Source organism: Planktotalea sp., from assembly GCF_050633725.1.
Classification (GTDB): Bacteria; Pseudomonadota; Alphaproteobacteria; order Rhodobacterales; family Rhodobacteraceae; genus Planktotalea.
The window spans coordinates 1-19,835 of sequence record NZ_JBOEHB010000016.1; the positions used below are offsets into that span (position 1 = coordinate 1).

19 protein-coding genes and 1 tRNA gene are annotated in these 19,835 nt (G+C 53.9%); 13 read left to right on the top strand and 7 right to left on the bottom strand.

What is annotated here, in order from left to right:
- The first annotated feature begins 27 nt into the window (after positions 1–27).
- The 6 genes from ACRBCU_RS13060 (at position 28) to ACRBCU_RS13085 (ending at position 6,683) form a co-directional block, all read left to right on the top strand.
- Positions 28–714 (top strand): adenylate kinase, encoded by a 687-nt coding sequence (locus ACRBCU_RS13060; RefSeq protein ID WP_431365829.1) that lies wholly within the window; start codon positions 28–30, stop codon positions 712–714.
- 67 nt (positions 715–781) lie between these two features.
- The gene (locus tag ACRBCU_RS13065) at positions 782–1,042 is read left to right on the top strand and encodes a DUF4212 domain-containing protein (protein WP_431365830.1); all 261 of its coding nucleotides are present in this window, start codon (positions 782–784) and stop codon (positions 1,040–1,042) included.
- A gap of 12 nt (positions 1,043–1,054) precedes the next feature.
- Positions 1,055–2,833: a sodium:solute symporter family protein gene (locus ACRBCU_RS13070; protein ID WP_431365831.1), complete on the top strand. Its 1,779-nt coding sequence runs from the start codon at positions 1,055–1,057 to the stop codon at positions 2,831–2,833.
- A 73-nt stretch (positions 2,834–2,906) separates the two neighbouring features.
- Positions 2,907–4,727 carry a DUF294 nucleotidyltransferase-like domain-containing protein gene (locus tag ACRBCU_RS13075; protein ID WP_431365832.1) on the top strand — a complete coding sequence of 607 codons (1,821 nt, stop codon included), beginning with the start codon at positions 2,907–2,909 and terminating at the stop codon, positions 4,725–4,727.
- Between the two features lie 27 nt (positions 4,728–4,754).
- Complete coding sequence (locus tag ACRBCU_RS13080) at positions 4,755–5,276, top strand: hypothetical protein (RefSeq protein WP_431365833.1); 522 nt, start codon at positions 4,755–4,757, stop codon at positions 5,274–5,276.
- 3 nt (positions 5,277–5,279) lie between these two features.
- Entirely contained in the window at positions 5,280–6,683 is a 1,404-nt protein-coding gene (locus ACRBCU_RS13085; RefSeq protein WP_431365834.1) for an exonuclease domain-containing protein, read from the top strand.
- Positions 6,684–6,725: 42 nt separating this feature from the next.
- Here the strand turns inward: ACRBCU_RS13085 and ACRBCU_RS13090 are convergent.
- From ACRBCU_RS13090 to modA, 4 genes are all read right to left on the bottom strand, one after another.
- Positions 6,726–6,802: transfer RNA gene (locus ACRBCU_RS13090), tRNA-Met, on the bottom strand.
- Between the two features lie 93 nt (positions 6,803–6,895).
- Positions 6,896–7,984 carry a molybdenum ABC transporter ATP-binding protein gene (modC, locus tag ACRBCU_RS13095; protein WP_431365835.1) on the bottom strand — a complete coding sequence of 363 codons (1,089 nt, stop codon included), beginning with the start codon at positions 7,982–7,984 and terminating at the stop codon, positions 6,896–6,898.
- Positions 7,981–8,673: a molybdate ABC transporter permease subunit gene (modB, locus tag ACRBCU_RS13100; RefSeq protein WP_431365836.1), complete on the bottom strand. Its 693-nt coding sequence runs from the start codon at positions 8,671–8,673 to the stop codon at positions 7,981–7,983. Before modB ends, modC begins: the two co-directional genes overlap by 4 nt.
- Complete coding sequence (gene modA, locus ACRBCU_RS13105; RefSeq protein ID WP_431365837.1) at positions 8,670–9,527, bottom strand: molybdate ABC transporter substrate-binding protein; 858 nt, start codon at positions 9,525–9,527, stop codon at positions 8,670–8,672. Before modA ends, modB begins: the two co-directional genes overlap by 4 nt.
- Before the next feature lie 13 nt (positions 9,528–9,540).
- Here modA and ACRBCU_RS13110 point away from each other — a divergent pair, with 13 nt between their 5' ends.
- The 6 genes from ACRBCU_RS13110 to ptsP all read left to right on the top strand — a co-directional run bounded on the left by ACRBCU_RS13110 (position 9,541) and on the right by ptsP (position 16,200).
- Positions 9,541–10,776 (top strand): 3-deoxy-D-manno-octulosonic acid transferase, encoded by a 1,236-nt coding sequence (locus tag ACRBCU_RS13110; protein ID WP_431365838.1) that lies wholly within the window; start codon positions 9,541–9,543, stop codon positions 10,774–10,776.
- A gap of 72 nt (positions 10,777–10,848) precedes the next feature.
- Positions 10,849–11,334: an NUDIX hydrolase gene (locus ACRBCU_RS13115; RefSeq protein WP_431365839.1), complete on the top strand. Its 486-nt coding sequence runs from the start codon at positions 10,849–10,851 to the stop codon at positions 11,332–11,334.
- 45 nt (positions 11,335–11,379) lie between these two features.
- Positions 11,380–11,835, top strand: a complete 456-nt coding sequence (locus tag ACRBCU_RS13120; protein ID WP_431365840.1) for a DUF1178 family protein — start codon at positions 11,380–11,382, stop codon at positions 11,833–11,835.
- The gene (locus ACRBCU_RS13125; RefSeq protein ID WP_431365841.1) at positions 11,835–12,476 is read left to right on the top strand and encodes an SDR family oxidoreductase; all 642 of its coding nucleotides are present in this window, start codon (positions 11,835–11,837) and stop codon (positions 12,474–12,476) included. The genes ACRBCU_RS13120 and ACRBCU_RS13125 overlap by 1 nt, the downstream gene beginning before the upstream one ends.
- A gap of 90 nt (positions 12,477–12,566) precedes the next feature.
- On the top strand, positions 12,567–13,805 hold the full coding sequence (locus ACRBCU_RS13130; RefSeq protein ID WP_431365842.1) for an aspartate kinase: 1,239 nt from the start codon (positions 12,567–12,569) through the stop codon (positions 13,803–13,805).
- A gap of 148 nt (positions 13,806–13,953) precedes the next feature.
- Positions 13,954–16,200 carry a phosphoenolpyruvate--protein phosphotransferase gene (gene ptsP, locus ACRBCU_RS13135; RefSeq protein ID WP_431365843.1) on the top strand — a complete coding sequence of 749 codons (2,247 nt, stop codon included), beginning with the start codon at positions 13,954–13,956 and terminating at the stop codon, positions 16,198–16,200.
- On the opposite strand, the gene ACRBCU_RS13140 is transcribed toward ptsP, so the two are convergent.
- Entirely contained in the window at positions 16,197–16,949 is a 753-nt protein-coding gene (locus tag ACRBCU_RS13140) for an EcsC family protein (protein ID WP_431365844.1), read from the bottom strand. The two genes, ptsP and ACRBCU_RS13140, sit on opposite strands and share 4 nt — an antisense overlap.
- A 31-nt stretch (positions 16,950–16,980) precedes the next feature.
- Positions 16,981–17,466, bottom strand: coding sequence for a GNAT family N-acetyltransferase (locus ACRBCU_RS13145; protein WP_431365845.1), 486 nt, complete (start codon positions 17,464–17,466; stop codon positions 16,981–16,983).
- A 75-nt stretch (positions 17,467–17,541) separates the two neighbouring features.
- On the opposite strand from ACRBCU_RS13145, the gene ACRBCU_RS13150 reads away from it, so the two are divergent.
- Positions 17,542–18,147 (top strand): flavin reductase family protein, encoded by a 606-nt coding sequence (locus ACRBCU_RS13150; RefSeq protein ID WP_431365846.1) that lies wholly within the window; start codon positions 17,542–17,544, stop codon positions 18,145–18,147.
- A gap of 29 nt (positions 18,148–18,176) precedes the next feature.
- Here the strand turns inward: ACRBCU_RS13150 and ACRBCU_RS13155 are convergent, their stop codons facing one another.
- Positions 18,177–19,811, bottom strand: a complete 1,635-nt coding sequence (locus tag ACRBCU_RS13155) for a SulP family inorganic anion transporter (RefSeq protein ID WP_431365847.1) — start codon at positions 19,809–19,811, stop codon at positions 18,177–18,179.
- Positions 19,812–19,835: the final 24 nt, after the last annotated feature.

Here is a 19,835-nt window from a genome sequence, read left to right on the forward strand (position 1 = left end):
ATCAAAAACAGAGCGGGTGCTTGATCCATGGACGGAACAAGCACACCAACAACGGCGCCCGTTCTCATTTTGCTTGGCCCCCCCGGGGCCGGCAAAGGCACGCAAGCACGTGTTCTGGAAGAGCAATTTGGCCTCGTTCAACTGAGCACGGGCGATTTGCTGCGCGCAGCGGTTGCCGCTGGCACAGATGCGGGTAAAGCAGCGAAAGCCGTGATGGAAGCTGGCGATTTGGTTTCTGACGAGATCGTCATCAACATCCTGCGCGATCGTTTGAAAGAGGATGACTGCGCCAAAGGCGTCATCCTTGATGGCTTTCCACGCACAACCGTTCAAGCCGAAGCGCTTGACACATTGCTCGCGGAAACAGGTCAAAAGATCAACGCAGCTGTCAGCCTAGAGGTTGATGACGCTGAAATGGTCACACGTATTTCTGGTCGCTTCACCTGCGGCGGTTGCGGCGAGGGCTATCACGACAGCTTTAAGCCAACTGCCAAAACAAACACTTGCGACAAGTGTGGCAGCACAGATATGAAGCGCCGCGCAGATGACAATGCCGAAACAGTCGGTCAACGACTTGAAGCATATCACGCGCAAACAGCGCCGCTGATTACCTACTACGACGGTAAGGGTGCGCTGAAAACAATTGATGCAATGGGCGATATCGCTCGCATCTCAAAGGACTTGGCTACACTCGTCGCAAAAGCGATCGCTTAAGTAGCAAAGGGAGACGCAGGGGCATTTGCCCCTGTTGAGGGAAACGGGACAAGAGGGAGGAAGGCTTATGGCCGACAACTCATCCAACAATGCATATTGGAGTGCCAATGTGCGCATTATTCGCTGGAGCCTAGTTATCTGGGCTGTGGTGTCATTCGGGTTTGGCATTTTGCTGCGCCCCATGCTGTCCGGCATTTCTGTCGGTGGTACGGACCTTGGTTTTTGGTTCGCACAACAGGGATCGATTCTCGTCTTTTTGGCGATCATCTTTTTCTACGCGTGGCGCATGAACAAACTTGACGCTGAACACGGCGTTGACGAGCAATAAGGGCTGACATCAATGGATCAGTATACACTAAACCTGCTGTTTGTTGGCGCGTCTTTTGCGCTCTACATCGGCATCGCGATCTGGGCCCGTGCGGGTTCCACATCTGAATTTTACGCTGCAGGTCGCGGCGTTCATCCTGTCACCAACGGCATGGCGACTGCGGCTGACTGGATGTCAGCGGCGTCTTTCATTTCGATGGCTGGCCTTATCGCTTTCACCGGCTATGACAACTCTTCCTTCCTGATGGGTTGGACAGGTGGTTACGTTCTGCTTGCTCTGCTTCTTGCGCCTTACCTGCGTAAGTTCGGCAAGTTCACCGTGCCTGAGTTCATCGGCGATCGCTTCTACAGCCCGACTGCACGTCTTGTTGCGGTTATCTGCTTGATCGTTGCGTCCGTAACTTACGTTATCGGTCAGATGACGGGTGTTGGCGTTGCCTTCTCTCGCTTCTTGGAAGTTTCCAACACTGCTGGTCTGTTGATCGGTGCTTGTGTGGTTTTTGCTTACGCTGTTCTTGGCGGCATGAAGGGTGTGACATACACTCAGGTTGCTCAGTACTGCGTATTGATCATGGCCTACACAATCCCTGCGATCTTCATCTCTTTGCAGCTGACAGGTAACCCGATCCCGGGTCTTGGTCTCTTCTCTGAGTACCAGCCAGGCGGCGAAGCTTCTGGCCTCTACCTGCTGGAAAAGCTTGACGCAGTTGTCCAAGATCTCGGCTTTGCATCCTACACGGGTCACCACCAGGACACATTGAACATGGTTCTGTTCACACTGTCCCTGATGATCGGTACAGCGGGTCTGCCACACGTCATCATGCGCTTCTTCACCGTTCCTAAGGTGTCTGACGCACGTTGGTCTGCAGGTTGGGCATTGGTCTTCATCGCTCTGCTTTATCTCACAGCCCCTGCGGTTGGTGCGATGGCGCGTTTGAACATCATCGACACAGTCTACAACAACGGCATCACTGAAGAGCCAATCGAATATGAAGCACGTCCAACATGGATGAAAAACTGGGAAGTTACCGGTTTGCTGAAGTTCGAAGACAAAAATGGCGACGGCCGCATTCAGTTCTACAACGACAAGTCCGACAAATTCGCAGCAACAGCTGAAGCGAATGGTTGGAAAGGTTCTGAGCTGAGCGTGAACCGCGACATCCTTGTTCTGGCCAACCCTGAGATTGCACAGCTTCCGGGCTGGGTTATTGCTCTGGTTGCGGCGGGTGGCCTTGCGGCGGCTCTGTCCACAGCGGCTGGTTTGCTTCTGGCGATTTCATCTTCTGTGTCACACGACTTGTTCAAAGGTCAGCTGACACCGAATATGTCTGAGAAAAACGAGCTTCTGACAGCGCGTCTTTCCATGGCTGTTGCAATTGTGATCGCGACTTACTTGGGTCTGAACCCTCCAGGCTTTGCGGCGCAAACTGTTGCTCTGGCCTTTGGTCTCGCGGCGGCATCTTTGTTCCCTGCATTGATGATGGGCATCTTCTCTAAGCGCATCAACAACAAGGGCGCAGTTGCAGGTATGGTTTCAGGTCTCGTGGTTACGCTGATCTACATCTTCTTGCACAAAGGTTGGTTCTTCATCCCAGGAACAAACACGTTCACAGATGCAGATCCTCTTCTGCTGTCCATCAAATCCACCTCCTTCGGTGCGATTGGTGCGATGATCAACTTTGCAGTGGCATACTTTGTATCCAACGCAACAGAAGACACACCACAAGAGATCAAAGACTTGGTCGAAAGCGTTCGTGTTCCACGCGGCGCAGGTGCGGCAACGGACCACTAAGCCCAAGGCTTATAAAACACTCTGCCTCCGAATATACTTCGGGGGCAGAACCCCTACATAGAGGAAGCCTGATATGGCACTCAGCACTGAAACCGTCGCAGAATTCCTGCAAACCGTGCATCCCTATGACAGTCTTGATCCAGCAGAGCGCGGGGCGCTCGCAGATCAAATCACATCACTAGAAATTCCCAAGGATCAGGTCATCTACGCGCTCGGCGATACGATGGATGCGCTCTACATCATTTATAGCGGCAACGTTGCGGTCTCCGACGATACCGGCGCACCTTTATCGCAACTAACCTCGCGAAACTCGTTTGGTGAACGCGCGTTGATGCGCGGCGGCATTGCGGGAACATCCGCGCGCACGCAATCTGATACAGTTTTACTGACCCTGCCCGCCCATGCCTTTCAAACCCTGCAAAGCACAAGTGATGCGGTGCGCCGTTTTTTTGATCGCTCGCGCCCTGTTCAAGCCACCAAGCAAACGCTCGCAACGCAGCGCGTAGATAGCCTAATGTCATCCCCCGCTATTTCCTGCGCAACAGGAACAAGCGCGCAACAGGCCGCAAGCCAAATGCGTGATACGGGTGTTTCGGCGCTTTGTGTTGAAAACGATGGTGAGTTGAAAGGCATTCTTACCAATCGCGATCTTACAAGCAAAATCCTAGCAGACGCACGCGATCCTGAAACACCTGTCGCCGAGATTATGACGCAAGACCCGATGTCTTTGCCGCCCTCGGCCATTGGGTCGGATGTTCTTCATCTAATGATGGAGAAGCACATCGGTCACGTACCGATCGTTGAGGCAGGCAAGCTGGTAGGCATCGTCACGCAGACCGATCTGACCCGCGTTCAAGCTGTGACGTCTGGTGAAATCGTCGCGGAAATCGCGGGTGCCGATACAGCCGAAGACATGGCGCTCGTTACGTCACGCATTCCCCAATTGTTGATGCAGCTGGTCACGACGGGAACAAGTCACGAAGTCGTAACGCGCTTGATCACCGACATTGCCGATGCTGCAACGCGCCGCCTGCTTGCTTTGGCAGAACTGAAACTGGGTGCGCCGCCCGTGCCCTATCTTTGGCTCGCCTGCGGCAGTCAAGGGCGCCAAGAACAAACCGGCGTTTCGGACCAAGACAATTGCTTGATTATCCACGACGATATGAAGCCCGAGGATGACACCTATTTCAAAGCCCTTGCGAACTTCGTGTGCGATGGACTGGACACCTGCGGCTATATCTACTGCCCCGGTGATATGATGGCCAGCGCCGACAGATGGCGCCAACCGCTGGCCGTGTGGAAGGGTTATTTTGACCGCTGGATCGAAACGCCTGACAAAGAGGCCCAGATGCTGGCCTCGGTCATGTTCGATCTACGCCCTATCGGCGGTGAGCAAAGCCTGTTTGAGAACTTGCAAAACGCAACGCTCGACAAAGCTGCGAAAAATTCGATTTTTGTCGGGCATATGATTGCCAACTCACTTGGCCACACACCGCCCCTTGGGCTGTTTGGCGGGCTAACCACAGTGAAAGACCCTGCGCACAAGAACCAAATCGACATGAAGCACAACGGCGTGGTTCCGGTCGTGGATCTTGGCCGCGTTTATGCGTTGCAAGGCAAGCTCATCCAAGCAAACACGCGCGCGCGCCTTGTTGCGGCGCAATCTGCTGGCGTTTTAAGCACCACAGGTGGCGCCGATCTTTTGGCCGCCTACGACTTCATCGCTCAGACGCGGCTTGAACACCAAGCCAACCAAGTCAAAGCGGGCGTTGCGCCAGACAATTTCCTTGCACCAAACGCGTTGCCTGACTTTGATCGAAGTCATCTACGCGACGCCTTTGTTGTGATAAAAACCATGCAATCGGCCATAGGCCACGGGCGCGGCATGCTCTAACGAGCGTCGATGCCCTAGGAGAATAGAATGTTTTTGGAACTTATCGGCGTTATCTTTGCAGGTGTTGCAATGGCAGGCGTTGTAATGCTGCTCAACCGCCTTGTTGGTGGCCGCATCCCAAAGTGGATGATGCCCGTTGCCGCTGGCATTGCCATGATTGGCGCAACGATTTCCAATGAATACAGTTGGTTCGAACGCACGCAAGCTGGATTGCCTGATGGCGTGGAAATGGTCACCAGTTTTGAAAAAAAGGGGCTGATGCGCCCTTGGACCTATGTGAAACCCTATACGGACAAATTTGCAGCGCTCGATCAGTTGTCTCTGCGAGAGCACGAAGCCCAGCCCGACATGAAGCTGTTGGACTTGCTGCTCTTTGCGCGTTGGTCCGCAATCCAAAAAGTTCCGATGGTGTTTGACTGTGCCAATGGTCGTCAAGCCGCCCTTATTGAAGGCGCTGAATTTAGCGCTGATGGGCAAGTGGAAACCGCCGCGTGGTTTTCGCCCCCCGCCAATGATCCTGTCCAAAAAGCAGCCTGCGCAAAGGTGTAAAACGTGCTCACTTCCCTAAGCCTTCGACTTCGAATCTTTCTCTTTTTCGCAGCGCTTGCTTTGGGTGCTCTGGCCATCACCTGCTTGGCTTTATGGCAAGGCTATAACAAAGGCGGCGGCAGCGCAGGTTTCATCCAAGCTGGCGTGATTTCAGGCTTTGGTATTTTGGGCCTAAGCGCGGGCGTTTGGCTTTTGTTTGACGAAAACGTCGCCAAACCAATCGAACGTCTCGCAGCGCAAATGCGCGTGCGGGCCCATGGCGGCGTAGAAGGCGAGCTGGACAAAAAAGCATCGCGCTTCTTGGGTGATCTTGCCCCCGCCGCAGAAGCTGTCACCGATGGGCTTGCCAAAGGAACATATCAAACTGCGCAAAGCGTTGCGCTTGCGACGGAAAAGCTCGCTTCGGAGCGCGAACGACTAGAGGCTTTGCTGAGCGATATCCCTGTCGCAATGATCATGGTGAGCGAAGTGCATAAAATCGTTCTTTATGACAGCCAATCTGCGAATGCGCTCAAGCAGATCGCACAACCGCGTCTGCATTCGTCAATTTTTGACTACTTGGATGAAACATCTCTGCGCTTAGCCCACAAACAGATGATCAAATCGGGGAAAAACGAACGTTTTAAGGCGCTTGGGGTAAACGGTGATTGTGAATTTGATGCAGTTATCCAGCCTTTGGGCGAGGCCAAAGGCTATATGCTCGTGCTCGAAAACAGCGTACATTTGAGCGAGGAAAACGCGCGCGCGCTCGTTTACGATTTTGATCTTCTGGATGATCTTGGTGACGGAACGTTGCAAGACAAGCCGCTTCAGAAGTTGACATTCACCGTTTTTGATACGGAAACAACAGGCCTGCTCCCGCATAAGGACGAGATCGTGCAAATCGGTGCGGTTCGCATCGTGAACGGTAAACTCATAGATGGGGAAGTCATCAACACGCTTGTTGATCCTGACATGCCGATTCCCGCCACCTCGACCAAAATACATGGCATCAGCGATGCGATGGTGCGCGGCGCGCCGCCCATTACCGAGGCCGCGCGGGACTTTCACACGTTCGCGAGTGGCTCTGTCATCATGGCACACAATGCGCCGTTTGATATGGCGTTTTTGCGCAGACACGCGAAGCAAACAGGTGTCGAGTGGACAAACCCGATCCTCGACACCGTTCTTTTGTCAGCTATCACCTTTGGTCAAAGCGAAGAACACACTCTGGACGCTCTGTGCGAGCGTTTAAACATTACAATCGAGCCACGCCTACGACACACGGCTCTCGGGGATGCTATCGCCACGGCACAGGTCATGTGCGCTCTACTTCCGATGCTGGAAGCGCGGGGGTTCGATACCTTGGGCAAACTTTTGGCCGAAAGCCGTAAACACGGGCGCCTCTTGGACGACGCAAACGCGTAACGGGCGTCTGTTTTGTTCGAAAAACGGAATTGAGAAGGATGGTGGTGGCGATGCAGGGATTTGAACCCCGGACACGCGGATTATGATTCCGCTGCTCTAACCAACTGAGCTACATCGCCAACACGGCGCGGAATACTGGACTGCAAATGCCTCGTCAAGTTAGAAAGACACAAGTTTCGTCGGAAATTTTCGATCCTTTTCATAGATCACTTTTAGCTCTGTGAAATTGCCGATGTTGGAACTGCATTTGCCTTCAATATGGCCCAGATTTTCTGCCCTTTGCGCAGCTCCATTTGCGCAAGGGCACGCGCAGAAATGCGCGCAAGCAAACGATCAGATCCCGCACGAAGCGCAATCGCGACGCTTGGCCCTTCTCCATGATGAATTTCGGTGATCTGAACCTCTAGCGCGTTTTGGGTCGATAGCCCTTGCGGCGAGGCAAGTGACAGAATCACATCCTGTGCCCGGATGCGCAGGCGCACTTTCTTACCGACTTCCGCATCAATCTTGGGCACATGCAAAAAGCCGTTGCTCAAACGAATCGCGCTCAATCCATCTTGCGCGTGATGATCAATCACGCCGCTCAGAAGCGCGCCTGCATCTTGTACGCCAATCAACTTAACGTTCGATGGATCGGCCAAAACGTCCTCCGCCAACCCCTGCGTCACGCAGCGCCCGCCGCGAAGCACAACCAATGTATCCGCGAGGCGAACAATCTCAGACATATCATGGGTGACGTAGATCATCGCAGGGCCCCCTTCTGCGCGCAGGCGCTCCAGATAGGGCAAGATTTCCTGTTTGCGGCTTTGGTCTAGCGCGGCAAGCGGTTCGTCGAGCAGCAGCAATTGCGGATCGCTGAGCAATGCGCGCCCCAAGGCCACTCTTTGCTTTTCCCCGCCTGACAACCCACCTGGCCGACGTTTCAGCAACGCTTCGATTCCGAGAACGTCTATCAAGCGGCGACGCTGAGGTTCGCTCGGCGGATTGCGGGCAAATCGTGCGCCGAAATCTAGGTTCCGCGCGACTGTAAGATGCGGAAACAGACGCGCATCTTGGAAGACATAGCCGATCCGCCGTTTGAAAGGCGGCAGGTTGATCCCGCGCGCGTGATCAAACAGCACGCTATCGCCCAAGGTAATTCGGCCCTCATTAGGCGTGCTCAGACCCGCAATCGCGTTTACCAAACTGGTTTTGCCGCTGCCGGAGTGGCCGAAAAGAACTGTCGTGCCAGCGCCGGCATTCATCTGAGCCTTAAGGTTAAAGGCCCCCAAATCCTGAGTAATATCAAGGCGCAAGCTCATAACCCTGCAACCTTACGCGCGGCGCGGCGCGCAAAGATTTCGGACAATGCCAAAGCCGCAATCGAAACGACAACGGACAGCACAATCAAACGCAGCGCCGCGTCTTCACCGCCAGGAACTTGAAGCAAAGTATAAATCGCAGACGGGAGTGTTTCGGTTTCCCCCGGAATTGAGGCCACGAACGTGATTGTCGCGCCGAATTCTCCCATTGCTTTGGCAAATCCAAGCACTGCCCCCGCCAAGAGACCGGGCGAAATCAACGGCAAAGTCACATGCCAAAACACTGCCCAGCGCGACGCCCCGAGCGTTGCGGCCGCATCTTCAAGCCCTCGGTCTACCGCGTCCAAACCCAAACGGATCGCACGGACCATAAGCGGGAATCCCATTATCGCGGCGGCCAGAGCCGCCCCAGTCCAGCGAAATGCAATGCTTATGCCAAAGATCGCGTCTAGCGCCTCTCCGATGGGTCCCTGTTTCCCAAATAGCGCCAAAAGGGCGTAGCCGGTCACAACGGGTGGCATCACTAGTGGTAAATGGATGAGAATGTTCAAAAGCGGCTTGCCGATGAAACGCCCACGCGCCAACGCCCAAGCCATCGCAATAGCAAAGGGAAGCGAAACCAGCGTCGCGGTGAATGCGACTTTGAGGGACAAAGCAACAATCGCCATTTCCGCAGTCGAAAATATCATCGGCAGCGGCTTTCATCGTCTTGAGAAATCTGAAGAAACCCATTTCGAGAGAAAATTGCATGGGAATTTGCGATTGTTTGCAAGGCAATTTCGGCGCCGTCGCGCGCATCTTTCGCAAGTGCACTCGGATAACGGATCAGCGGATAGTCACTTTGCTTTGGTGTAAAGACACGGCGCACCCGCGGCTCTGCCACAACATCGCTGGCATAGACAAACCCCAAAGGCGCTTCTTGTCGCGCAACAAGGGCCAAGGCCAATCTCACATTCGAAGCCTCCGCCAAATGCGGCCTCAACGCCGCAAGCCAACCTTGCCCTTCCAAATACGCAGCGGTGTATTGCCCGGCAGGTACAGAGCGCAATTGCCCGACAGCCAATCGCCCCCCCTTCAGCACATTTAGCACATCCACTTCGCTCAAAACGTCTAGATCAGGCGCTGTGTTTGCCCCCGCAAGCACCAGCGCATTTCCAGCGACGTCGCAGCGACTAGCGGATGCAAGAACACCCTCTGCATCTAACCAATTCATCCAATCCTTATGCGCCAAGATGATAACATCCGCCTCAGCGCCCTGTGCGATCTGGCGCGCGAGGGCGGCGCTCCCTCCATATACGGCCACGGCATCGAGGTCTTTTTCTTCAATCACCTCGTCAAGAACTGTTTTGAGACTGGACGCCGCAAAAATCACCACTGGCTCGGCGCGCAAAGGCAGCGCCAATGCAAGCAAAGCAATCCCAAGGCTAATAAAATGACGCATTCCACCCATGTCGCGACTATCTCGAAAGCGGCGAGAACCTGCAAGCACCGCTTGCGCGTTTTGAACCTGCGCGCTAGGGCTGAGCGGACAAAATATCGCCAAGGCACCGCCAAAAATGCTGTTCTACCGCCTTCTCCTATCACTTCTTACGCCCTTGATCATACTGGCGCTAAGCGTGCGCGTTTTACGCAAGCAAGAACGGTTTATCGATTTGCTCCAGCGTCTAGGGATGTGGCGAAACCTGCCCCGCGGCGCGGTAGTCTGGATTCATGGCGCATCTAATGGCGAACTAACAGCAGCCCGCCCAATAATCGCAGAACTGGCCGAGCGCGATCCATCATCAACGCTCTTGATCACTTGCAATACAATAAGCGCCAGAAAAATGGTCCTTAGCTGGGGGCTGCCACGGACAGATGCGCGTCTGGCTCCACTTGATTTGCGCCACAGGTATCGCGGGATAATGACGCGAATGGATTTGCAAAAGTTCATTTTGCTTGAGGCAGATCACTGGCCCAATCGAATTCTATGCGCACGCAAGCTGAATATTCCGCTCGCATTGGTTGGTGGCCGTATTTCCCAAAAAAGCGCCAACAGTTGGTCGCGTTTCTCTCGTCTTGCCGCGCAAATGTTCTCCAGTTTTGATCTCATTAGCGCGCAGGATGATAGTTCGGAAAAACGGTTACGAGATCTCGGTGCATCGCAAGCGGCGTTTTGCCCCCAAATAGCGTTGAAATCGCTCTATCACGGCGACAGCAGCAGGGCGTTGGATCATGAGCAGCGCCGCCTATTTTGGCTCGCCGCATCTACACACGAAGGCGAAGATGAAGTGCTATTGCGTACCGCAGCTGAAGCGCAAAAACACATTTCTGGACTTCAAATGATCTTGGCCCCCCGCCACCCCAAGCGCGCACCGGATATTCTAAAGATTGCAAAATCTCTGGATTTGAAAACCCTTCAACGCAGTGAAGGGCATGACCTTGAAGGCACATTCGATGTTTTTCTCGCTGATACTTTGGGAGAAATGGGCAAATGGTATGAGGCATCGGGCGTTTGCTTTGTCGCAGGTTCGCTCATCGCTAAGGGCGGCCATACCCCCTACGAGCCAGCATATTACGATTGCGCGCTGCTGCATGGCCCCTTTTTAGAGAACTTCGCAGAACCTTATGCGAATCTACAAAACGCTAAGGGCGCAAAGCTTTGCGAAACGGAGCAAGAAATCTGCGCTGCGTTAATCGAGCTGCAATCGAAAACAAACGCGGAAACAATGCGCGCAAACGCGCGCAAAGCTTTGGCTGCGACCCAGAACGTCACACCGGTGCTAGATGCGCTAGATGCTTTGGCAAAGACCTGATAATATGAAGAAACCTAAATCGAAGCAGAAACGCAAAAACAAAGAACGTTCGCGCTAAGAACGACCAAATATATGTCAGACAATCAAACTTTAGACCTCCCGCATTTAGCTATCGATATGCTCGGCGCGAAAAAGACGGGATTGCGCACTCAATTTGCCGCGCTCTGTTTTCGCCGACGAAAAGGTAAGCTTGAAATCCTACTGGTGACCAGCCGCCGTTCCCGGCGCTGGATTATCCCAAAAGGCTGGCCGCAAGATGGACTGCCTCCGTCTCAAAGCGCGGCGGTTGAAGCCATGGAAGAAGCTGGCGTAGAAGGGAAAGTGTTTAATGCCAGTATCGGCGCTTTTTCTTATACCAAAAGATATGGACCAAGCCGAGCTTTGCCTTGCGTTGCATTGGTTTATCCGCTCAAAGTCAAAAAAATGCACAAGAGCTATCGTGAAGCGAAACAAAGGAAACGAAAGTGGTTTAGTCGCGCAGCTGCTGCGAAACGTGTCACTGATCCAGAATTGGCATTCATAATACGCACTTTCGATCCTAAGCAGATTGCTAAATAGACTTTTAAGTCGACTATCCTTCTCAATCGAGATTACATTGAACGTATGATCAAATATGCTCTTAAATGTTCCGAAGGACATCAGTTTGACAGCTGGTTTCAATCGGCTCCGGCTTTTGACAAACTCAATTCCGCAAACATGGTGACCTGCGCTGTTTGCGGCAGCTTGGACATTCAGAAAATACTAATGGCGCCCGCGGTGCGCCCTGCGAGAACTGTCAGTAAGGCGCCTGAAAAACCTTGCGAAAGCGTGCAAGCTGGTGCGCTGACAACACCCGCGAGTCCGGAAGAGAAGATGATCGCAGAAATGCGGAAAAAAGTCGAAAGCAGCAGCGAATATGTAGGCGCTGACTTCGCGAACCAAGCCCGCGCGATGCATGAGGGCGATTCCCCCGAAAAGCCAATCTACGGGGAAGCCAAACTAGATGACGCGCGCAAGTTGTTAGAAGACGGTGTTCCGGTCCTGCCGCTCCCGTTTCGTCCAAGTGGGAAAGACAATTAATGGAAATTATCCTGACAGGAGCCAATCGCGGCATTGGTGCCGAGATGAGCGCGCAATTGCGTGCGCGCGGCGATCAAGTTGTTGCGACCTCACGCGATGGCAGCACGGGCGCAACGCTCGACGTTAGTGACCCAGAGCAGATTGCGCGCTTTGCTCAAGCCCAATCAGGGCCGCTGGATTTACTGATATGCAATGCGGGCGTCTACCTCGACAAAGGGCATGTGCTGCAAGGCGGGTACGAGTCACAGCTTTGGGCAGACACATTTGCGGTCAATGTCACGGGCGTTTTCTTAACGATCCAAGCCTTGCTGCCTGCATTAGAGCGCAGCGCCGCGCCGAAGATCGCAATTGTTGCATCGCAAATGGGATCCTCCGAGCGTGCAGGCGGCAACGCCTTTATCTATCGCGCCTCCAAGGCGGCCGCTGTCAACCTTGCCCGCAATCTCGCGATTGAATTAGGTCCTAAAAATATAGCAGTTGGTGCCTATCACCCTGGTTGGGTTCAGACAGATATGGGCGGCAAAGAAGCCGACATTGATGTTGCGACGTCTGCTAGGGGCTTGATCGCGCGATTTGATCTTCTAACCCCGAACCACACAGGGGTTTTTGAGAATTACGACGGCGCGACAATTCCTTTTTAGAAGGAACACAACCGCGACACTGCACCCCCCTTGCCCTTAGGGCGTGTGAGCCGTAAACGCTTGCCAACCTTTCCCAACAAGGACGCGAGCATGCCCGTTCTAGTGATGAAATTCGGCGGAACTTCCGTCGCGAACCTCGACCGGATCAAACGCGCGGCAAAGCGCGTCGGTGTTGAAGTCGCCAAAGGCTATGACGTTATCGTCATTGTCTCTGCGATGTCTGGCAAAACCAATGAGCTGGTAGGCTGGGTGAACGAAACATCCCCGCTTTACGATGCGCGTGAATATGATGCGATTGTTAGCTCTGGCGAAAACGTCACAGCTGGTTTGATGGCCCTTACGTTGCAAGAAATGGACATCCCCGCACGCAGCTGGCAAGGCTGGCAGGTTCCGGTGAAAACCACCTCAGCACATTCTGCGGCGCGGATCGAAGAAATTCCAAACGAAAACATCAACGCAAAGTTTGCAGAAGGTATGCGCGTTGCTGTTGTTGCTGGTTTTCAAGGAATTAGCCCAGAAGGGCGCATCACAACGCTCGGACGCGGCGGCTCGGATACGACCGCAGTTGCCTTTGCTGCTGCCTTTGAAGCAGAGCGCTGCGACATTTATACTGACGTAGACGGTGTTTATACGACGGATCCACGTATCACCGACAAAGCGCGCAAGCTCGACAAGATCGCCTTTGAGGAAATGCTCGAACTTGCCAGCTTGGGCGCAAAGGTTTTGCAAACCCGCTCGGTTGAATTGGCGATGCGGAATAAAGTGAAATTGCGGGTTCTCAGCTCGTTCGAAGAACAATCAGATGACGCAGGCACATTGGTCTGCGCCGAGGAGGAAATCATGGAATCTAACGTCGTTTCAGGCATCGCCTATAGCCGCGATGAAGCAAAAATGACCCTCGTTTCTGTCGCTGACCGTCCGGGAATCGCTGCCGCTATTTTTGGCCCCTTGTCCGACGCAGGCGTGAATGTGGATATGATCATCCAGAACATCGCCGAAGACGGCCGCACCGACATGACGTTCTCTTGCCCAACCGATCAAGTGAAACGCGCGGAAAAAGCAATGGAAGATGCAAAAGCATCAGGCGAGATCAACTTCCACGATCTGATCGCTGATACCGAAGTCGCTAAAATTTCCGCTGTTGGCATTGGCATGCGTAGCCAGTCAGGCGTAGCGGCGAAGATGTTCAAGACCCTCAGCGATGAAGGCGTTAACATCAAAGTTATCGCGACCTCCGAGATCAAAATCTCAGTTCTTGTTGATCGCAAGTATATGGAACTCGCTGTGCAAGCGCTGCATGATGCGTTCGAGCTAGATAAAGCGGCATAAAGCCAATCAGAAAGGCAGGTATAAAATTTCCTGCTTTTCATTTTTGTCTTTGCTCTCCCCTTCTTACACCGCATGCCCTATACGTCGTTTGTGACGAGGGCGGCGCGCGAGCGCCGCTATTGCTGTGTCGGGAGGCCAGAAGCACAACATGGTTCAAAACCGAGAAAGCGAAAGCCGCAAGCTTTTGGGGCGCTTACGCGACGCCATGGCCGAAGATGGTGATGGTCAACAGCGACTCGACAAAATCACCAAACTGATTGCGTCGTCTATGCAAACCGAAGTTTGCTCGATCTATCTCTTTCGCGACGCCGAAACTTTAGAGCTTTGTGCTACCGAGGGTCTGAAACAAGAATCGGTACACCAAACGCGCCTTCGATTGGGTGAAGGTTTGGTTGGCCTCGTCGCCAAGAAATCGAAAACGATAAATACTGCCGATGCGCCGTCCGAAAAAGGCTTTCGGTTTATGCCTGAAACCGGCGAGGAAATTTACTCCTCTTTTCTAGGTGTGCCAATTCAACGCCTTGGCGAAAATCTGGGCGTATTGGTTGTTCAATCCAAAGCCGAGCGGCTGTTTTCTTCGGATGAACTCTATGCGCTCGAAGTTGTGGCGATGATTCTGGCTGAAATGACAGAACTCGGAGCATTCCTTGGCGAAGGTGAAGCGCTGTCCGCGCGCCACCAACAACCTGTTCTGCTGCGCGGCACAACAGGCCAAGAAGGGGCCGCAATGGGGCACGTCTGGCTGCATGAGCCACGCGTTGTTGTCACGCATCTCGTCGCTGAAGACCCTGAAACCGAATCCAAGCGCCTTGCGGAAGCTGTCGACACGCTTCGCATCGGCGTCGATAAACTGCTCGCAGGCGCGGCTGGCGGAGATGGTGAACAAATTCAGGTTCTTGAAGCCTATCGCATGTTCGCAAATTCCAAAGGCTGGATGCGCCGTATGGAAGAAGACATTGCCAATGGCATGTCTGCTGAAGCAGCGGTTGAAAAAGAACAGACCCAAGCCAGAACACGCCTGGGACAGGTCAGCGACACCTATTTGCGTGAGCGTCTTCAAGACCTCGACGATCTCTCCAACCGCTTATTGCGCATTCTAACGGGGCAAGGCAGCCAAACAGGGGCCGAACTACCGACGGACCCGGTTCTCGTTGCGCGCAACATCGGGCCTGGCGAGTTGCTTGAATACGGACGTTCCTTGAAGGCAATCGTGCTTGAAGAAGGCTCTGTTGGCTCGCATGCCGCAATCGTTGCGCGTGCACTTGCGATTCCTTTGGTGATCCACACCGAAACGATTACGCGCGAGGCCTTAAACGGCGATCACATCATGGTCGATGGCGATCAGGGCATCGTGCATCTGCGCCCCGACGATAACGTCACCACAGCATTTCGTGATAAAATCGCGATGCAAGCCGATGCGCAGGAACGCTACTCTGCCATCCGCGACATGCCGGCAACCAGTGCCTGTGGCACGACCATCGCGATGCATATGAACGCAGGCTTGATGGCCGATCTCCCTTCGCTTTCCAGCTCGGGCGCCGAAGGTGTTGGCCTATTCCGAACAGAGCTTCAGTTCCTTGTGCGCAACCAGATGCCAAAGCGATCCGAGTTGAGCGCGCTTTATAGCCGCGTTTTGGACGCAGCAGGCGACATGCGCGTGGTCTTTCGAACGCTCGATATCGGCTCTGACAAAGTCTTGACCTACATGAAGCCCAATGACGAACCGAACCCTGCCTTGGGCTGGCGCGCTATTCGGGTCGGGTTAGACAAACCGGGCGTGATGCGCATGCAGCTCCAAGCGCTATTGCGCGCAGCCGCTGGGCGCAATTTGTCGATCATGTTCCCGTTTGTGGCCCAATATAGCGAATACGTTGCCGCCAAAGCCGAAATGGACAAAGCGATGGAGCGCGAGCGCCGTTTGGGGCACCCCTTGCCCGAAAAACTAGAAATTGGCGCAATGCTGGAGACACCATCTTTGGCATTTGCACCGCAAGCGTTCTTTGATGAAGTCGGTTTTCTGTCTATTGGCGGCAACGATCTAAAACAGTTCTTCTTTGCCGCAGACCGCGAAAACGAGCGCGTTAGGCGCCGCTATGACACGCTTTCGATCCCCTTCCTCAGCTTCTTGCAAGGGATTGTCGCGCGATGTGCAACTTCTGGAACTGCGCTGTCCTTTTGCGGCGAGGACGCAGGGCGCCCTGTTGAAGCGGCCTGTTTCGCAGCAATTGGCATCCGCACCTTGTCTATGCGCCCTGCCTCCATCGGCCCGGTCAAACATATGTTGCGCCGTGTCGATCTGAATGAATTGCGGAACATTATCGAAGAATGTCACGAAAAAGGGGCCGAAAGTGTACGCGAACCTGTGATGGACTATTTAAAAACGGTCGCGCGTTAGCGTTTCGCTAATTTCACAGCATCAGACAAACGCAACACCAGCTGCGCGCGCGCAACCCCGTGTTGCTGGCCCGCGCGCATCAATCCGAAATGCACATGCGCCATTTCTTGGTAATAGCTTGTGTACGCGTAATTGGTCGCAGCGCCCGCGACGGCACCAATGATTGGAACGGCCTGCGCGGCCAGTTTCTGCCCTAGCGCCGCGCTTAAACGTGGCGCAATGCGCGCAATGATGCTTTGCACGGCCGCCCCCGTAAGCGTGACGCGGGCGCTCAAGAAACCCATGTCGGCACCATCATCATCAGAGAGCGGCCCCGCAGCGGCGAAAACTTGCAAGCATTCCGCCTGAATTTCAGGATCATTGGGGTCAAACCCATATTCCTTGGCGATGCCTTGGATCGCGCGTAGCAAAACCGTTGTTGTGACAGGCAGCTCTGCCAACGCCGTTGGCAAGCCACCTGCGCCCCCTGCTGCGCCCATCGCCGTAGCTGCGACAGTATTGAGCCATAACCCCTGATCAGGAAGCACGCCCCTGCTCCGACTCGCTGCTTTCAAAGCCACATTCAGCGCTTTGGTTGTCGCCTCTTCCAACCTGTCTTTGACTGGATCAGGCAGGCGCTCTAACAGGTTTTCGGCTTGGCCACCCAATAGGTTTAGGACTTGAATGCCGACGCCGCCCGCTTTGCAATAGCGTTCTGCAATAAGCGTAATGTCTCGATCAAGGTCAGCGGGGATTAACGCGTTGTTCATCAATCAAAGATCGGAGCGGTCGGTCGATTTTTCAAGCGCTGCGCGAAACATCGCCTTGAACGCCATCCCACGCGCCTTTGGTAATTTCTAAACCAAGCACACGTTCAGGGTTCGTCGGAGGCGGCATAAAGACCCCCTCTAACCTCTTAAAACCAAACTTTTCGTAATATGGCGCATCGCCAACGAGCATGACACGATCCCAACCAGAATCGGCGGCGCGGGCAAGACTATCTCGGATCAACGCGCCTCCAAGCCCTTCGCCTTGACGTGTCGGGTGAACCGCAACGGGGCCAAGCAAAAGCACAGAATGCGCGCCGATTTTAACAGGCCAGTAGCGAATGGCACCAGCGAGGATACCATCACTGTCGCGCGCAACGCAGCTTAGCTCTTTGACCGTAGAAACACCGTCACGCAACCTATAAGAGGATAGCGCTTCACGCCCCGGCGCAAAGCACAGATCATAAAGCGCCTCGACTTCCCACCAATCCGCTTCTGTTTCACGTCTAAGTTCGTACACGCGCCGCTACCATCCATTTTGACTGGCATCGCGCCTAACATGACGTTAGCGATTGGGCAAACAAGGAGCGCCAAGATGTTTTACAAACCCGAAGATGGTCACGAGCTAGCTCATAACCCTTTCAACGCCATTGTGACACCACGCCCGATCGGTTGGATCTCGACCCGCGATAGCGAAGGTCGCGACAATCTCGCGCCTTATAGCTTTTTCAACGCAGTCGCATATGTGCCGCCACAAGTCATGTTCGCCTCGACAGGCACAAAAGAGGATCGCGACAATACGAAAGACAGCGTCGCAGTGATCCGCGAAACGGGTGTTTTTTGCGTGAATGTTGTCTCTGCCAACTTGCAAGATGCGATGAATGCGTCCAGCGCGACGTTAGCTGCAGGGCAGGATGAATTTGCACATGCGGGCCTGACAAAAGCCGAGTGCGAAAGCATCAATGCCCCGCGCGTTGCAGCTGCGCCTGCCGCGCTAGAGTGCAAACTTACGCAAATCATCACATTGGAAGGGCAAAGCAACTATCTGGTTCTTGGCGAGGTCACCGGAGTTCACCTGGACGATACTTGCATAATTGATGGGCGCTTTGATGTGACGACGTTCCAACCGCTGGCGCGGCTCGGATATCGAGATTATTCCATTGTCAAAGACGTTTTCGAGCTCAGCAGACCAGACGATTAAAAACGGGGGGCAATGCCCCCCGCTTACAATCAATGCCCGCCAAGAATACCTGTGCGAACCTGATAATCCACCGCGATTTCATAGTCGGGGTCATCATCGCTATCGACCATCAAGTGACCGGCTTTGTTCAGCAATTCGTGGCAATCACGGCTTAGGTGGCGCAGTTGAATGCGCTTTCCAGCTTCTTCATATTTCCCAGCAACCGCTTCGATCGCCTGCAATGCAGATTGATCCACGACACGGCTTTGTTTGAAATCTACGATCACCTCTTTTGGGTCATTTTCCACATTGAAAAGTTCGATAAAGCCATCAGAAGATCCAAAGAACAACGGCCCTTGGATTTCATAAACTTTCGCGCCCTCCGAAGTCGAAGACGGCCGCTCGATTGCATGAATACGGCGCGCGTTGTTCCAAGCATAAGCAAGCGCAGACACGATAACACCGACAACAACCGCCACGGCGAGGTCCGAATAAACAGTAACGACCGTCACCAATATGATTACGAATGCATCGGTTAACGGGACACGGCGCAAAATCGTGAGCGAGTTCCAAGCGAAGGTTCCAATCACGACCATAAACATAACGCCAACCAGCGCGGCCAATGGGATTAGCTCGATCACGGATGATCCGACCACAATGAACAACAGCAAGAATAACGCAGCAGCGATACCGGCGATCCGTGTGCGGCCACCTGATTTCACGTTGATCATCGACTGACCGATCATTGCGCAACCGCCCATGCCGCCGAAGAAGCCAGTGACAGTATTGGAAATTCCTTGCGCAATACATTCTTGCGATGCACCGCCGCGCTTGTTGGTCATTTCGCCCACAAGGTTCAAGGTGAGCAAGCTCTCAATCAGGCCAATAGCAGCGAGAATGACTGAATAGGGCAGGATGATTTCGAAGGTTTCCCAATTCAAAGGAACGCTTGGAATATGAAAGGACGGCAACCCGCCTTCGATAGAGGCCAAGTCACCAACGCGTGGCACGTCAAGTCCGAAGCCAATCACCACCGCTGCGACGATACCAATGCCAGCAAGAGGCGCTGGGATCACTTTTGTAATGCGAGGAACGACCCAAATGATCGCCATCGTCGCGCCGACCAGTGTCAGCATGAGAATAAGTGGGCCGCCAGACAGCCACTCGCCGCCAGACATGCCATGTCCTGTATTCACCACAGTCCCCGGCACCTTAAATTGGGTCAACTGTGCGAGGAAAATCACAATCGCAAGGCCATTTACAAAGCCAAGCATAACAGGATGCGGCACCAAGCGGATGAACTTGCCCCAATGCATCGCTCCGGCAAAAATCTGCAAAAGCCCCATCAAAACGACCGTCGCAAACAGATATTCAACGCCGTGCTGCGCAACCAAAGCAACCATAACTACGGCCAAAGCACCAGTTGCACCGGAAATCATCCCCGGTCGACCACCGATCAACGCGGTTATAAGGCCAACGATGAAAGCGGCATAAAGACCAACAAGCGGGTGAACCCCTGCAACAAATGCAAAGGCCACAGCTTCGGGCACCAAGGCCAAAGCAACTGTCAGTCCAGACAGAAGTTCGATACGCAGCCGCGCTACGGAAAATCCTTCGTCTGGCATCCAGCGCAAATCCGGAGGGGTCATACGGTTGGCGAATGCACCGAGAATGGCTCGTTTCATGAGGTAACCTATCTAACGGGAGAA

Excerpts from the sequence above, each read along its gene's own strand:
- ACRBCU_RS13125 (WP_431365841.1), top strand. The coding sequence starts at position 11,835 with ATGGAAATTATCCTGACAGGAGCCAATCGCGGCATTGGTGCCGAGATG.
- ACRBCU_RS13075 (WP_431365832.1), top strand. The coding sequence starts at position 2,907 with ATGGCACTCAGCACTGAAACCGTCGCAGAATTCCTGCAAACCGTGCAT.
- ACRBCU_RS13115 (WP_431365839.1), top strand. The coding sequence starts at position 10,849 with ATGTCAGACAATCAAACTTTAGACCTCCCGCATTTAGCTATCGATATG.
- ACRBCU_RS13110 (WP_431365838.1), top strand. The coding sequence starts at position 9,541 with ATGCTGTTCTACCGCCTTCTCCTATCACTTCTTACGCCCTTGATCATA.
- ACRBCU_RS13130 (WP_431365842.1), top strand. The coding sequence starts at position 12,567 with ATGCCCGTTCTAGTGATGAAATTCGGCGGAACTTCCGTCGCGAACCTC.
- ACRBCU_RS13065 (WP_431365830.1), top strand. The coding sequence starts at position 782 with ATGGCCGACAACTCATCCAACAATGCATATTGGAGTGCCAATGTGCGC.
- ACRBCU_RS13060 (WP_431365829.1), top strand. The coding sequence starts at position 28 with ATGGACGGAACAAGCACACCAACAACGGCGCCCGTTCTCATTTTGCTT.
- modB (WP_431365836.1), bottom strand. The coding sequence starts at position 8,673 with ATGATATTTTCGACTGCGGAAATGGCGATTGTTGCTTTGTCCCTCAAA.
- ACRBCU_RS13080 (WP_431365833.1), top strand. The coding sequence starts at position 4,755 with ATGTTTTTGGAACTTATCGGCGTTATCTTTGCAGGTGTTGCAATGGCA.
- ACRBCU_RS13070 (WP_431365831.1), top strand. The coding sequence starts at position 1,055 with ATGGATCAGTATACACTAAACCTGCTGTTTGTTGGCGCGTCTTTTGCG.
- modC (WP_431365835.1), bottom strand. The coding sequence starts at position 7,984 with ATGAGCTTGCGCCTTGATATTACTCAGGATTTGGGGGCCTTTAACCTT.
- ACRBCU_RS13150 (WP_431365846.1), top strand. The coding sequence starts at position 17,542 with ATGTTTTACAAACCCGAAGATGGTCACGAGCTAGCTCATAACCCTTTC.
- ACRBCU_RS13155 (WP_431365847.1), bottom strand. The coding sequence starts at position 19,811 with ATGAAACGAGCCATTCTCGGTGCATTCGCCAACCGTATGACCCCTCCG.
- ACRBCU_RS13140 (WP_431365844.1), bottom strand. The coding sequence starts at position 16,949 with ATGAACAACGCGTTAATCCCCGCTGACCTTGATCGAGACATTACGCTT.
- ptsP (WP_431365843.1), top strand. The coding sequence starts at position 13,954 with ATGGTTCAAAACCGAGAAAGCGAAAGCCGCAAGCTTTTGGGGCGCTTA.
- ACRBCU_RS13120 (WP_431365840.1), top strand. The coding sequence starts at position 11,380 with ATGATCAAATATGCTCTTAAATGTTCCGAAGGACATCAGTTTGACAGC.